Raw genomic sequence first — 13,860 nt, forward strand, 5'->3', positions numbered from 1 at the left:
CTGTGGGAGCGGGCTTGCCCGCGATGGCGGCCTGTCAGGTAATAAAAAACCTACTGATTCACCGCCGAACCTGCTTCAGGGTTTCAGCAATCAAAAACGCCAATTCCAGCGACTGATCGGCATTCATCCGTGGGTCGCAGTGGGTGTGGTAACGATCCGACAACCCATCCTCGGTAATCGGCCGTGCGCCGCCGATGCATTCGGTGACGTTCTGCCCGGTCATTTCGATGTGGATGCCGCCGGCATAACTGCCTTCCGCCTCGTGAACCTGGAAGAACTGTTTCACCTCGCCAAGGATTTGCGCGAAGTCGCGGGTCTTGTAGCCGCTGCTGGCCTTGATGGTGTTGCCGTGCATCGGGTCGGAGCTCCAAAGCACCTGCTTGCCCTCGCGCTGCACCGCGCGGATCAGCTGCGGCAGGTGATCGCCGACCTTGTTCGCGCCCATCCGCGCAATCAGGTTCAGGCGACCCGGATCGTTGTCCGGGTTAAGCACATCGATCAGGCGAATCAGGTCTTCAGGGGTCATGCTCGGGCCGACCTTCACGCCGATCGGGTTGTGCACCCCGCGCAGGAATTCGACATGCGCACCGTCCAGTTGACGGGTACGGTCGCCGATCCACAGCATGTGGGCCGAGCAGTCGTAGTAGTCGTTGGTCAGGCTGTCGCGACGCACGAAGGCTTCTTCGTAGTTCAACAGCAGCGCTTCGTGGGCGGTGAAGAAACTTGTTTCGCGCAGTTGCGGCGAGCTGTCCATGCCGCAGGCGCGCATGAAGGCCAGGGTTTCATCGATGCGATCAGCCAGGTGGCTGTACTTCTCGGCCAGCGCCGAGTTGGCGATGAAATCCAGGTTCCACTTGTGCACCTGATGCAGGTCGGCAAAGCCGCCCTGGGCAAAGGCGCGCAGCAGGTTCAGGGTTGCAGTGGACTGGTGGTAAGACTGCAGCAAGCGATCCGGATCCGGTACACGGCTTTTTTCGTCGAAACCGATGCCGTTGACGATATCGCCACGGTAGGCCGGCAGTGTCACGCCGTTGATGGTTTCATCGTTGGCCGAACGGGGTTTGGCGAACTGGCCGGCCATGCGTCCGACTTTGACCACCGGGCAGCCGGCGGCGAAGGTCATGACGATCGCCATTTGCAGCAACACTTTAAACGTGTCGCGAATTTTCGCGGCGGAGAATTCGGCGAAGCTTTCGGCGCAGTCACCGCCCTGCAACAGAAACGCCCGGCCCTGGGTGACTTCGGCAAACTGACGGCGCAACTCCCGGGCTTCACCGGCAAACACCAGCGGCGGATAGCTCGCCAGGGTTTGCTCGACGTGCAGCAAATGCGCCGCGTCGGGGTATTGAGGTTGTTGCTGGATCGGCAGGGCGCGCCAGCTGTCAGGGCTCCAGGGTTGGCTCATTGCAGTCTCTAGTGTTTTACGCTCGGACGGTTATGTTATCAGCAATTAGTGCGTGACCTGTTCCCGTCGCTTCGCGGACAATCGCGCCTTTGCCGCTTTCTGTTGCGGTTTATCGCGTTGCCGGGGCCGGTGACGATCGGGAGACGAAATGACTGAGGAGCGCGTCGAGCATCTGCTCGCCGAGGTACAGGACGAGTTCGGCGTGATTCGCGTGCTGGAAGTGGCCGATTACCGTTTTCTGGAGTTCGGTGATGCCATCGAACAGAGTTGCGTGTTCACCGCTGACCCGAGCTGGCTCGAGTACGATTACACCCGGGCGATGCTGATTGGCGCGCTGTGCCACGAACAGCCAGAGAGTGCGCTGTTTCTCGGGCTCGGAGCCGGCACTCTGACCCAGGCTTGCCTCAAGTTCCTGCCGCTGGAAGACGTCGAAGCCATCGAGCTGCGCCCGGATGTACCGCGCCTGGCCATCGAATACCTCGGGCTGGATGATGATCCGCGGTTGTACATCCGCGTTGGCGATGCCCTGGAATTGCTCGATACGGCTGAACCGGCCGATCTGATTTTCGTCGACCTCTATACCGATGTCGGGCCGGGTGTCGGGCATCTGGCCTGGGGTTTTCTGGAAAACTGTCAGAAGCGGTTGAATCCGGGTGGCTGGCTGGTGATCAACCAGTGGGCCACCGACGATGGTCGACCGTTGGGGGCGGCGTTGTTGCGCGGTCTCTATCACCGGCATTACTGGGAGCTGCCGGTGAAGGAGGGCAACGTGATTCTGATCGTGCCATCTGAGCTGGATCAGGAACTGGATATGGATGGGCTGATCGCGCGCGCTGAAGGCCTGGCGCCGCGATTGGGGTATTCGTTGCAGTCGTTGATCAAGGCGATTCGGCCGGCGACATAGATTGTTGTTGTCCTTTAGGGCCTCTTCGCGGGCAAGCCCGCTCCCACAGGTCCGTGAGCGACGCAAATCACTGTGGGAGCGGGCTTGCCCGCGATGAGGTCCTCACAGTCAACACATGCCTCAAACCCCTTTGAAAACACCCGGCCGCTTCTCGATCATCGACCGCACACCCTCCTTGGCATCCTCGCTATTCAGCAATTTTTTCACCTGCGCCGGCAAAGCCTGAGCTGCTGCCATTTCACCCTCATAGCGCGCCTGTCGGGCAGACATCAACGTCGCCTGAACACCCAGCGGTGCCTGCCGGGCAATCCGCTCCGCCAGTTCAATTGCCCGTGGCAACAAGTCCTCGCTGGCCATGACCTCCTGCACCAACCCCAGATGCAAGGCGTCATGAGCGTCGAATTCATCGCCGGTGAGCAGCCAGCGCATGGCATTGCCCCAGCCGGCGACCTGATGCAGGCGCAAAGTGGCGCCGCCGAACGGGAAGATCCCGCGCTGCACTTCCTTCTGGGCAAAACGGGTATTGCTGGCGCACAGGTTAATGTCGGCGGCCAGCATCAACTCGATGCCAACGGTCAGGCAGTAGCCTTGAGCCGCGACTATCACCGGTTTGCTGACCCGGGGGCCTGCGAGCACGCCCCATGGGTCGCAGCCGCCGGGCGGTGCCTGCCAGCCTTCGGCCAGAGCCGCGCCGGCGCTGACCAGATCGAGCCCAGCGGTGAAATGCTCGCCATGGCCGAACACCACCGCGACCCGCGCCTCGCTGTCGGCCTCGAACTCGCCATAGGCCAGACTGAGTTCGTTGAGCAGGTCGAGGTCGAAGGCATTGCGTTTGGCCACCCTATCCAGGCCGATCATCAGGATATGACCGTGTCGTTCACGGGTTACACGACTGGTGCCGGGCTGATTCATAGGACATTTCCTCGGGTGGGGAAGGGGGCGTCAGACCGAAGGTCTGCGTCACAAGAGTGAACCGTTTTAGCGCCATCGTCAGCAGGGCCGGGCCTTTGCAAAATAGACCGTCGCACAATTATCCGCAAAGCCCGTGACACAACGGTATACGCCGGTTTTTTCCGATAAAAAAAGCTCCCTTTTCGGGCGAATTCCGGTATAGTGCGCGCCGGCCTTTAACCGGGCCGCGTTTAGGTAGCGCAATTCCCCGAAGCCAGCTTCGGCTGCACGTCCGCACAGCGGACTCTTCCTTGACGAATCTTTTTCATTCATTCGTTTTCGCAAATCCCCGCCGACAAAGCAGCCAGGGCGACTCTTGAGTCTTACACGGCATGCGCAGCTTTGGAGCATGGGTCTTTGCGGATGCACTTAGAGGCAGACCCATGACCCAGGAAACCGGCGGCTTCGCCGCTTTTAATCTTAATCCGAATATTCTTGCAGCCGTCATTGCGACCGGCTACGAAGAACCTTCGGCTATTCAGCAGCAATCGATCCCGATCATCATGGCCGGTCACGACATGATTGGTCAGGCGCAAACCGGTACGGGTAAAACCGCCGCGTTCGCCCTGCCGATCCTGCACCGCATCGATCCTGCCAAGCGCGAGCCGCAAGCCCTGATCCTGGCGCCAACCCGTGAGTTGGCGCTGCAAGTAGCAACCGCTTTCGAAACCTACGCCAAGCAAATGCCGGGCGTTACCGTTGTGGCCGTTTACGGCGGCGCGCCTATGGGCCCACAACTGAAAGCAATCCGTAATGGCGCACAGATCGTTGTCGCAACGCCGGGCCGTCTGTGCGACCACCTGCGTCGTGACGAAAAAGTCCTGGCTACCGTGAACCACCTGGTTCTCGACGAAGCGGACGAAATGCTCAAACTGGGTTTCATGGACGACCTCGAAGTTATCTTCAAGGCCCTGCCAGCAACCCGTCAGACCGTATTGTTCTCGGCCACCCTGCCGCAGTCGATCCGTGCCATTGCCGAACGCCATCTGCGCGATCCGCAACACGTGAAGATCCAGACCAAGACTCAGACCGTTACCGCGATCGAACAGGCTCACCTGTTGGTTCACGCTGACCAGAAGACCTCGGCTGTATTGAGCCTGCTGGAAGTGGAAGATTTCGACGCCCTGATCATGTTCGTGCGCACCAAGCAAGCGACCCTGGACCTGGCCAGTGCCCTGGAAGCCAAAGGCTACAAAGCCGCTGCGCTGAACGGTGACATTGCTCAGAACCAGCGTGAGCGCGTGATCGAATCCCTCAAGGATGGCCGTCTGGACATCGTTGTGGCGACCGACGTTGCTGCTCGTGGTCTGGACGTTCCGCGCATCACTCACGTGTTCAACGTTGACATGCCGTACGATCCTGAGTCCTACGTTCACCGTATCGGCCGTACCGGCCGTGCCGGTCGCGAAGGTCGTGCACTGCTGCTGGTGACTCCTCGTGAGCGCCGCATGCTGCAAGTGATTGAGCGTGTAACCGGTCAGAAGGTTGCCGAAGTTCGTCTGCCGGACGCCCAGGCCGTTCTTGATGCTCGCATCAAGAAACTGACCAACAGCCTGTCGCCGCTGGTCGCTGATGCAGAATCGACTCACGGTGATCTGCTGGATCGCCTGACCGCCGACATCGGTTGCACTCCGCGTGCACTGGCCGCTGCTCTGCTGCGCAAGGCAACCAACGCTCAGGCGCTGACCCTGGCCGCAATCGAGAAAGAACGTCCATTGGTGCCGAACAACGCACCGCGTGGCGATCGTCCAGAGCGTTCCGGTGATCGTCCGGACCGTGGTGATCGCGAGCGTCGTGCTCCAGTTCCATTGGCCGAAGGTCGTGCTCGTTGCCGTACCGCGCTGGGTGCGCGTGATGGTATCGCTGCCAAGAACCTGCTGGGCGCCATCCTCAACGAAGGTGGTCTGGCGCGTGAAGCCATCGGTCGCATCCAGGTGCGTGACAGCTTCAGCCTCGTCGAGTTGCCGGAAGATGGTCTGGAGCGTTTGCTGACCAAACTGAAGGACACTCGCGTTGCCGGTAAGCAGTTGAAGCTGCGTCGCTACCGCGAAGATTGATCCGCTCTCGAGCTGATTGATCGAACATAAAAAATCCCCGACTGGTTCGGGGATTTTTTTTGCCTGCTGTTTGTGCCCGGCTTTTGAGCGGAGTCGCCTCCTTCGCGAGCAAGCCCGCTCCCACACTTGATCTTCAGTGAATTCAGAATTCATGTACGACGCAGATCCAAGCGGGCTTGCTCGCGAAGGGGGCAACTCGGTCTACCGGTTACCCGAAGCGATAAATGTCCATCCCTAGCGCACCCATGGTGAACCCCTGATGGGCCACGCTGAACTCGCCCCCAGCGGCGCGGGCAAAATACAGCGGCAGCAGATGCTCGTCACTCGGATGGTTGCGCACAGCATTCGGAGCTTGCTGACGATAGTCGTGCAATGCGGCCTCGTCGTTCGCTTCGAGTTTCTCGATCATCCAGTCGCGGAACGCCTTGGCCCAAGGTTCGACGCTTTCCGGGCCGGCGTGCCAGTCCAGTTCGCGCAGGTTGTGGGTGATGCTGCCGGAGCCGATCAATAGCACGCCGTGTTCGCGCAGGCTGGCCAAGACATGGCCGACGCGGGTTTGCAGGGCAGGGCCGCCACGGGTGGGCAGCGAAACCTGCACCACCGGGATATCAGCTTGCGGATACATCAACGACAAGGGCACCCAAACGCCATGGTCGAACGGTCGCTGGGTGTCGATGCGCGCCGGCAGGCCATCGGCCTTCAACAGCTCGACCACCTCTGCCGCCAGTTGCGGATTGCCGGGGGCCGGGTATTGCACCTCGAACAAGGCTTGGGGAAATCCGCCGAAGTCGTGCCAGGTTTCAGGCTGAGGGTTGCCGCTGACCAGCAGCTCGCTGCTTTCCCAATGCGCGGAAACCATCACGATGGCCTTGGGTTTCGGCAATGCTGCGGCCAGACGCGCGAGGGCCGGCCCGCTGGCGCCGGGTTCCAGGGCCAACATGGGGGAGCCATGAGAGATGTACAGGCTGGGGAACATAAATGAGCTCCTGAGAGTAAGATGGCACCATCTTCAGTCAGATCATTGATCTAAATCTAATATAAGTTTTAGGGTCTATTGATCGAATTTTTCGGGGTTAATTATGCAGCCGGAGTTTTGGCACAAACGATGGGCGTCGAATCAGATCGGCTTTCATCTGCCGGAAGTGAATCCTCATCTGCAACGGTTCTGGCCGCAGCTGGGCCTTGATGAAGGTTCTCGTGTGCTGGTGCCGTTGTGTGGCAAAAGCCTGGACCTGTTGTGGCTCGCGCACTGCGGTCACGAGGTTCTGGGTGTCGAGCTGTCGGAAAAGGCCATCGAGGACTTTTTCAATGAGCATCAACTGGACCCGGCTATCAGCGAGCAAGGGCCTTTCCAGGTCTATCGGGCGGGCTCGATCGAGTTGTGGTGCGGTGATTTCTTCGAGTTGACGGCAGGCGATGTTGCCGATTGCAGCGCACTGTACGACCGCGCGGCGCTGATCGCCTTGCCGCCGACGATGCGTGAGCAATACGCGGCTCATCTGATTCGGATTTTGCCGAAGGACTCTTTAGGGCTTTTGATTACGCTGGATTACGACCAGGCGCAGATGGATGGGCCGCCGTTTGCGGTGCTTGATGATGAAGTGCGGCGGTTGTTCGGCGATGTGTGGGCGCTGAAGATTCTGGAAGACCAGGACGTCCTGGGTGAGAGCTGGAAGTTTCTTGAGGCCGGTGTGACGCGGCTTGAAGAGCGGGTTTACCGGGTTTCCAGCCATTAAGGTGTGTTGAAGTTGCTGACCTCTTCGCGAGCAAGCCCGCTCCCACAGTGGACCGCGTCCATTCAGATCAGGCGGTCCACTGTGGGAGCGGGCTTGCTCGCGAAGAGGCCCTGAAGAGCTCCGCACTAATCAAACAGACAAAAAAAGGCCCGCATTCACTGCGGGCCTTCTCTTTTAGTGCAGAGCCTGTCAGCCCCGACGACGCAATGCGTCAATACGCTCCTCCAGCGGCGGGTGGCTCATGAACATACGGGCGAACCCTTGTTTGAGACCACCGTTGATGCCGAAGGCATTCAGGGTGTCCGGCATGTGCACCGGCAGCCCTTGTTCTGCACGCAGACGCTGCAGGGCACCGATCATTGCGCTGGTACCCGCCAGGCGTGCACCGGCATCGTCGGCACGGAATTCGCGTTTGCGCGAGAACCACATGACGATGGCGCTGGCCAGGATGCCCAGGACCAGTTCAGCGAAGATGGTCGCTACGTAGTAGGCAATGCCTTGGCCTTCTTCGTTCTTGAAGATCACCTTGTCGACAAAGTTGCCGATGATCCGGGCGAAGAACATCACGAAGGTGTTCACCACGCCCTGGATCAACGCCAGGGTGACCATGTCGCCATTGGCCACGTGGCCGATTTCGTGGGCCAGAACGGCTTTCACTTCATCTGGCGAGAAACGCTCGAGCAAGCCCTGGCTGACCGCGACCAGTGCATCGTTCTTGTTCCAGCCGGTGGCGAAGGCGTTGGCTTCATAGGCCGGGAAAATCCCGACTTCGGGCATCTTGATCCCGGCTTCGCGGGACAATTGCTCGACAGTTTGCAGCAGCCATTGCTCGTGCCGGGTGCGCGGCTGGCTGATGATCTGGGTGCTGGTGCTCATTTTCGCCATCCACTTGGAGATGAACAGCGAGAACAGGGAACCGGCGAAACCAAAGACCGCACAGAAAATCAGCAGCTGATTGAGGTTGAGATCAACCCCATTGGCCGCCATGAACCCGTTGAAGCCGAAAAGGCTCAGGGTGATGCTGGCAATCAGCACGACCGCCAGGTTAGTGGCCAAAAACAGCAAAATGCGCATCATGGTTGTAGAAATCTCCTCGTGCTAAATATGTAGCGTACTGCGGGGTATATAAGGTGCTGCACCGGGCTATTCAACCGAGTGACTATTTCAAACTGTGTCCTACAGCAACAGTCTAGCGGCTTGAAGGGCATTTCCGACGTCGGCAGGGGAAACAGTTGTCAGCCAATTAGCCTCGCAGGCCCCCGCCGTTGTTAGGCGCGGGCATGAAACGTATCGGCAGTTAGCGCTTGAAACAACAATGCAGGGTAGGGTGCAAAGATATGTTGCTGAATTAATCACCGTGCGACTTTAACCAGCGTCGCACGGTGACAGGCCACTTACTGGCGATAGGATTTGAGGAAGTTACCGATCCGGCCAATCGCCTGGTCCAGGTCGTCGAGCCGTGGCAGGGTGACCACACGGAAGTGGTCCGGCCATGGCCAGTTGAAGGCCGTGCCTTGTACCACCAGCAGCTTCTCCGAGAGCAGCAGGTCGAGCACGAATTTCTCGTCGTTGTGGATCGGGCAGACTTTCGGGTCGATCCGCGGGAACGCATACAGCGCGCCCATCGGCTTGACGCAGCTCACGCCCGGAATGTCGTTCAGCAGTTCCCAGGTACGATTGCGCTGTTCCAGCAGACGCCCTTGTGGCAGCACCAGATCGTTGATGCTCTGATAGCCGCCCAGCGCGGTCTGGATGGCGTGCTGGCTCGGCACGTTGGCACACAGGCGCATGTTGGCCAGCATGTCGATGCCTTCGATGTAGCTCTGGGCGTGGTGTTTCGGTCCGGAAATGGCGATCCAGCCGGAACGGAAGCCAGCCACGCGATAGGACTTGGACAGGCCGTTGAAGGTCAGGCACAACAAGTCTGGCGCCAGTGAGGCGGTGCAGATGTGCACGGCGTCGTCGTACAGGATCTTGTCGTAGATCTCGTCGGAGAACACCACCAGATTGTGCTGACGGGCCAGTTCCAGCATGCCCAGCAGTACTTCTTTCGAATACACCGCGCCGGTCGGGTTGTTCGGGTTGATGATCACCAGCGCTTTGGTGTTCGGCGTGATCTTGGCCTTGATGTCGGCCAGGTCCGGCCACCAGTTGGCCTGCTCGTCGCACAGGTAATGCACCGGATTGCCGCCCGCCAGGCTTACTGCGGCCGTCCACAGCGGATAGTCGGGGGCCGGCACCAGCACTTCGTCGCCGTTGTTGAGCAGGGCCTGCATAGACATCACGATCAACTCGGAAACGCCGTTGCCCAGATAGATGTCTTCAATGCCGACGCCTTCCACCTGCTTTTGCTGGTAGTACTGCATCACGGCCTTGCGGGCGCTGAACAGGCCCTTGGAGTCGCTGTAGCCCTGGGCGGTCGGCAGGTTGCGGATCACGTCCTGAAGGATTTCATCCGGCGCTTCGAAACCAAAGGGCGCCGGGTTGCCGATGTTCAGCTTGAGGATGCGATGGCCTTCCTCTTCCAGGCGTTTGGCGTGCTTGAGCACTGGGCCGCGAATGTCGTAGCAGACGTTGGCGAGCTTGTTCGATTTGCTGACCTGCATGGCGATGTGTTCCCGAAAATGAACGATCCAGGCGGCGTATGAACGACCGTACTGGGAATCCTGCGTATTCACACAGGCCTGACGCCTTGAGCGGCGGCACTCATAAATCCGTTTGAATGCGCGTGGTCTGGCTGCCAGACTGGCGTTTGACGAGGCGCAATCATACGTGCCGCCTGATCCGTGGAAAAGGTACAGATCGGGCTTTTTCAGCTGCTGAGGTGTAACGATGGAAAAGTTGCAAAAAACCCTGGAAGAATGGCGTGAAATGCTCGATCCGGAGCAGTACAACGTGTGCCGCCTCAAAGGCACCGAGCGGCCATTCTCCGGCAAATACAACGGCACCAAAACCGACGGTGTCTACCATTGCATCTGCTGCAACGCACCGCTGTTCGACTCCAAAACCAAATTCGATTCCGGCTGTGGCTGGCCAAGCTTCTACGCGCCGATCGACGGCAGCGCGATGGTCGAGATCCGTGATGTCAGCCACGGCATGATCCGCACCGAAGTGGTCTGCGCCAAGTGCGATGCGCACCTGGGGCATGTGTTCCCGGACGGTCCGCCGCCGACTGGCTTGCGTTACTGCATCAATTCGGTGTGCCTGGACCTCGTTCCCCGCGAATAATTTCCTGATGCCGCGCATGTAATTTCTGGGGGAGCTGCCGAAGGCAGCGATCTTTTGATCTTGTCTTTTAAAACAAAGTCAAAAGATCGCAGCCTTCGGCGGCTCCAAGGGGAGGCGTGTGTGGGGGCTATTGATTTATTAAATTGCACACAATTCAATTGCTCGCTATGTTTGATCTTCCTTCATTCGGAGTTCGTGCCATGAGCGACAACCTGCTGAGCATCCCTTGTACCACCATCAAGGGCGAGCAAAAGACCCTGGCCGATTTCGCCGGCAAAGCGGTGCTGGTGGTCAACACCGCCAGCAAATGCGGGTTCACCCCACAGTACAAAGGCCTCGAAGAGCTGTGGCAGACCTACAAGGATCAAGGCCTGGTGGTGCTCGGCTTTCCCTGCAATCAGTTCGGCAAGCAAGAGCCGGGCAACGAGGGGGCGATTTCCGAGTTCTGCGAGTTGAATTACGGGGTGAGTTTCCCGCTGTTCAAGAAGATCGAAGTGAATGGTGCCGACGCCCATCCACTGTTCGTGCAGCTGAAAAAGCGCGCCCCGGGCGTGCTGGGTTCCCAAGGTATCAAGTGGAACTTCACCAAGTTCCTGATCGGCAAGGACGGCCAACTGGTCAAGCGCTTTGCTCCAGCGACCAAGCCGCAGGACCTGAGCCGCGAGATCGAAGCCCTGCTCAAATGAACACGTTGTCAGTTGATTCGCTGAAGCTCGACAGTCAGCTCTGCTTCAAGCTGTACGCCGCTTCTCGGGCGGTGATCCGTGCCTACAAGCCGATGCTCGATCAGTTGGGCCTGACTTACCCGCAATACCTGGCGATGCTGGTGTTGTGGGAATGGCAGGAGACGGCGCCGGAGCAGCCGACGGTCAAGGCCTTGGGTGAGCGTCTGGCACTGGATTCCGGGACCCTGACGCCGCTGCTCAAGCGCCTTGAGCAACTGCAGCTGGTGCAGCGTCAGCGTTCGGCGCGCGATGAGCGTGAGGTGCACTTGAGCCTGTCGCCCGCCGGCAAAGCCTTGCGCGATCAGGTCGGGCCGCTCAAGGCCCGGCTGTTGTGCGATAGCGGCGTCGATCTGGATCGCCTGAATGATCTGCGCGATGGCCTCGATCACTTGTTGGGGCAAATCAAAGCGCTGTCGTAGTGGGTATCCACAAGTCGAGCAGGGCGGCCAGTTCTTCCCGGCGGAAAGGTTTGGCCAGGTAGTCACTCATGCCCGCCGCACGGCAGCGCTCGCGTTCTTCGGACATGGCGTTGGCGGTCAGGGCGACGATGGGCAACTGTGGCCAGCGCCCGCTGCGACGAATCTGCCGACTGGCTTCATAGCCATCCATCACCGGCATGTTGCAATCCATCAGCACCAGATCGAATTCGCTCTGCTCAAGCTGATCCAGCGCTTCGCCGCCGTGGGCCGCGACGCTCACCTCGCAACCGAGTTTTCCGAGCATTCCCTTGGCCACCAACTGATTGACCGGATTGTCCTCCACCAGCAGGATGCGTCCGCGTCGCTGGGGTGAGATGGCTTCGATCCGGGCACCGTTGATCGTGGTGAGTTCCGGCTGCAGGATCCGCCGCAACGCCTGGTAAAGCGCATTGCGCGCCAGAGGCCGCGCCTGTTGCTGCAAGGGCGCGAGGGCGTTGACTTGCTCGCTGGGCAGGAAACTGCCGTAAGCGGTCACCAGCAGAATCGGCGCGGTGAAGGTGGGACGCAGGCCAAACAGGCATTCGGGGCAGTCGGTGATCAGCACATCCGGCTGCAGGCCGATCAATCGGTCATCGATGGAACGCTGCTGATAGTTGAGCCCCCATCCAGGCAGCAGACTGCTCAATAGCTCCGCCAGACCGCTGCTGGCGGCGGTAATCGCGACGATGTTGCCCCGCAGTGCTGCCGGGGAAATGGCCCGGGTATGGCAGGGCAGGGGCAGGTCGGCGCAAAACTGACTGCCGAAGCCCGCTTCCGAGCTGATCGTCAGACGCCCCTGCATGGCTTCGCAGAGGCTATACGTCAGCGCCAGGCCCAACCCGGTCCCGCCGAATTGCCGGGTAATGCCGGCACCGGCCTGGGTGAACGGCTGGAAGATCTTGACCTGCGCGTCCTGGGCGATGCCGATGCCAGTGTCGCAGACTTCGATTCGCACACCGTCTTCGAACGTTGAAAGACGCACATCGACCCGTCCGAAACGAGTGAATTTGAGGGCGTTGGACAACAAGTTGCTGACGATCTGCCGGACCCGGGTCGGATCACCGAGCACCAGTGCGGGAAATTGCGGGTCAATCAGGCATGCCAGCTCGACACTCGGCGCGGCGTTCTGGGACAGCAGGTTGGCGGTGTCTTCGATCAGCGAACCAAGGTCGAATGGAATGTGTTCGAGTTCGAGCTGGCCGGCATCGAACTTCGACAGGTCGAGAATATCGTTGAGCAGTTCCACCAGCACTTTGCCCGAGTCATGGGCGATGGACAGCTGTTGCTGCTGCTCGGCATTGAGCGGGCCGTCCAGCGAGAGCGCGATCATCCCCAGCAAACCGTTGAGGGGCGTGCGGATTTCATGACTCATGTTGGCCAGGAACACCGAGCGTGCTTCGGCCATGTCCAGGGCTGTGCTGCGGGCGACTTCCAGTTCCTCGTTGGATTGGCTGAGGCGGGTATTGATCGCCTTGAGCTCCGCGGTGCGGGCCGAGACGATGTTTTCCAGTTGCGAGAGGTAATCGGTCAGGCGGTTCTCGGCGTTGCGCCGTTGCTGGATTTCGGTGGCGATGTTTTCAAACTGCTGATTGGCGACCTCGACCAAGACCCCGATTTCATCGTTTTCATGCCCCGTCGGACACTCCAGCAGTGTCGGTTCCGCGCTGCGCGGATCACGACCACTGAGTTCGCGGATAACCCGCACCAGCGGTTTGGTCAGCATCACGTAAAACAGCGCCAGCAGAATGCCCGTGAGAATCAGGCTGCGCGCGAAGCCGTTGAGCAGGGTCACTTCGGCCCGGCGCAGGAAACGACTGCCGAAGGTGTAGGTATCGACTTCCAGGCGCAAGGTCCCGAGGGATTCGTCCGGCAAGTGGTCGAGATAAAGACGGTCTTCGAACTGCCGGTTGGCGCCGAACAGGAAGTCGCTGATCATCCGGTCATTGTTTTCCAGGCCCGGACGTTTGACGCTGGCCAGCACGGTACTGTTGTTGTCGGTCAATTGCGCGCCGATGATTGCCGGGGAGCGCAACAGACCCAGGGCCAGTTCCTGAGCGAGTTCAGCATCGATGTTGTAGGCGATGCGGGATGCGGGGTTATGGCTGATTTCCAGCAACGACAGTATTTCACGGTTGATGGAGGCGTCTTCGCTGGCATAATCGATGCCTATTTGCAGCAGGCTGAGCAGCGTGCCCAGAATGAAGCCAGCCAGTACCGTAATCCTGGCTTGTTTGTACGACAGCCGGTGGCTGAACTTGATGTCCATGGGATGTTGAACCACTTCCGTTTCCCTTCGCTGCTCAAGCATAGTCGATCATCAATGGATACCGATGTTCTCGCAAAACACCTGGAGGGGGTGTAGACGCTGTGTTTCGTCGCTGTATCGCCATCATTAC

At 59.6% G+C, this 13,860-nt stretch carries 12 protein-coding genes; 6 read left to right on the top strand and 6 right to left on the bottom strand.

Translation table 11 applies throughout. The annotated features are described in order from the left end of the window. Positions 1-58: 58 nt before the first annotated feature. A complete protein-coding gene (locus tag PSH65_RS08895; protein ID WP_305425866.1) occupies positions 59-1,405 on the bottom strand; it encodes a class II 3-deoxy-7-phosphoheptulonate synthase in 1,347 nt (448 codons plus the stop codon). 148 nt (positions 1,406-1,553) lie between these two features. Here PSH65_RS08895 and PSH65_RS08900 point away from each other — a divergent pair, with 148 nt between their 5' ends. After that, a complete protein-coding gene (locus tag PSH65_RS08900) occupies positions 1,554-2,309 on the top strand; it encodes a spermidine synthase (protein WP_305425867.1) in 756 nt (251 codons plus the stop codon). A 120-nt stretch (positions 2,310-2,429) separates the two neighbouring features. Here PSH65_RS08900 and PSH65_RS08905 read toward each other — a convergent pair whose 3' ends face one another. Then, complete coding sequence (locus PSH65_RS08905) at positions 2,430-3,221, bottom strand: crotonase/enoyl-CoA hydratase family protein (protein ID WP_305425868.1); 792 nt, start codon at positions 3,219-3,221, stop codon at positions 2,430-2,432. Between the two features lie 422 nt (positions 3,222-3,643). Here PSH65_RS08905 and PSH65_RS08910 point away from each other — a divergent pair, with 422 nt between their 5' ends. Continuing rightward, the gene (locus PSH65_RS08910; RefSeq protein WP_095078676.1) at positions 3,644-5,317 is read left to right on the top strand and encodes a DEAD/DEAH box helicase; all 1,674 of its coding nucleotides are present in this window, start codon (positions 3,644-3,646) and stop codon (positions 5,315-5,317) included. A gap of 208 nt (positions 5,318-5,525) precedes the next feature. Here the strand turns inward: PSH65_RS08910 and PSH65_RS08915 are convergent, their stop codons facing one another. Beyond that, entirely contained in the window at positions 5,526-6,293 is a 768-nt protein-coding gene (locus PSH65_RS08915) for a class III extradiol ring-cleavage dioxygenase (RefSeq protein ID WP_305425869.1), read from the bottom strand. Between the two features lie 103 nt (positions 6,294-6,396). Here PSH65_RS08915 and PSH65_RS08920 point away from each other — a divergent pair, with 103 nt between their 5' ends. Then, a complete protein-coding gene (locus tag PSH65_RS08920; protein WP_305425870.1) occupies positions 6,397-7,053 on the top strand; it encodes a thiopurine S-methyltransferase in 657 nt (218 codons plus the stop codon). A 189-nt stretch (positions 7,054-7,242) separates the two neighbouring features. Here PSH65_RS08920 and htpX read toward each other — a convergent pair whose 3' ends face one another. Continuing rightward, positions 7,243-8,130 (bottom strand): protease HtpX, encoded by an 888-nt coding sequence (gene htpX, locus PSH65_RS08925; protein WP_008075669.1) that lies wholly within the window; start codon positions 8,128-8,130, stop codon positions 7,243-7,245. 317 nt (positions 8,131-8,447) lie between these two features. Beyond that, entirely contained in the window at positions 8,448-9,659 is a 1,212-nt protein-coding gene (locus PSH65_RS08930) for a pyridoxal phosphate-dependent aminotransferase (RefSeq protein WP_008009397.1), read from the bottom strand. A gap of 226 nt (positions 9,660-9,885) precedes the next feature. Between PSH65_RS08930 and msrB the strand changes: the two genes are divergently transcribed. The 3 genes from msrB (at position 9,886) to PSH65_RS08945 (ending at position 11,425) form a co-directional block, all read left to right on the top strand. Then, positions 9,886-10,281: a peptide-methionine (R)-S-oxide reductase MsrB gene (msrB, locus tag PSH65_RS08935; protein ID WP_305425871.1), complete on the top strand. Its 396-nt coding sequence runs from the start codon at positions 9,886-9,888 to the stop codon at positions 10,279-10,281. A gap of 200 nt (positions 10,282-10,481) precedes the next feature. Beyond that, the gene (locus tag PSH65_RS08940) at positions 10,482-10,967 is read left to right on the top strand and encodes a glutathione peroxidase (protein WP_008009392.1); all 486 of its coding nucleotides are present in this window, start codon (positions 10,482-10,484) and stop codon (positions 10,965-10,967) included. Beyond that, positions 10,964-11,425: a MarR family winged helix-turn-helix transcriptional regulator gene (locus tag PSH65_RS08945; protein ID WP_007895038.1), complete on the top strand. Its 462-nt coding sequence runs from the start codon at positions 10,964-10,966 to the stop codon at positions 11,423-11,425. The genes PSH65_RS08940 and PSH65_RS08945 overlap by 4 nt, the downstream gene beginning before the upstream one ends. Here the strand turns inward: PSH65_RS08945 and PSH65_RS08950 are convergent. Further along, positions 11,409-13,730 carry a response regulator gene (locus PSH65_RS08950; protein WP_305426960.1) on the bottom strand — a complete coding sequence of 774 codons (2,322 nt, stop codon included), beginning with the start codon at positions 13,728-13,730 and terminating at the stop codon, positions 11,409-11,411. The two genes, PSH65_RS08945 and PSH65_RS08950, sit on opposite strands and share 17 nt — an antisense overlap. Positions 13,731-13,860 lie beyond the last annotated feature (130 nt).

Origin of the sequence: Pseudomonas sp. FP603, assembly GCF_030687415.1 — a bacterium.
Classification (GTDB): Bacteria; Pseudomonadota; Gammaproteobacteria; order Pseudomonadales; family Pseudomonadaceae; genus Aquipseudomonas; species Aquipseudomonas wuhanensis.